This window comes from Shewanella sp. SG44-2 (genome assembly GCF_014164215.1).
Taxonomy (GTDB): Bacteria; Pseudomonadota; Gammaproteobacteria; order Enterobacterales; family Shewanellaceae; genus Shewanella; species Shewanella frigidimarina.
This window is the reverse complement of record NZ_JACJEU010000091.1, coordinates 1-311: the sequence shown is the minus strand read 5'-3', so window position 1 is coordinate 311 and position 311 is coordinate 1. Positions and strand designations below refer to the sequence as shown.

The following is a 311-nucleotide window of genomic DNA, read 5'->3' as shown; positions in this document are numbered from 1 at the left end:
GTCTGGAAACCATAGAGCTGTGGCACCACCTGATCCCATTCCGAACTCAGAAGTGAAACACAGTATCGCCGATGGTAGTGTGGGGTCTCCCCATGCGAGAGTAGGTCATTTCCAGGCGCCTAATTTCTCTTTTACGAAAGAGAGAGTCTACTGATAGTGACATATCAGCGACTTAAAAAGATTTAGCATCGTGCGCAAGCAATTTGCTAAAGGAGCGGTAGTTCAGTTGGTTAGAATACCGGCCTGTCACGCCGGGGGTCGCGGGTTCGAGTCCCGTCCGCTCCGCCAACTTAAGATGAAGGCCTCTGCAG

At 51.4% G+C, this 311-nt stretch carries 1 tRNA gene and 1 rRNA gene; both read left to right on the top strand.

Features of this window, described 5'->3' with window-relative positions:
* Position 1 precedes the first annotated feature (1 nt).
* Positions 2 to 117 (top strand): 5S ribosomal RNA (rrf, locus tag H5181_RS20420).
* Between the two features lie 94 nt (positions 118 to 211).
* Positions 212 to 288: transfer RNA gene (locus H5181_RS20415), tRNA-Asp, on the top strand.
* The last annotated feature ends 23 nt before the right edge of the window (positions 289 to 311 follow it).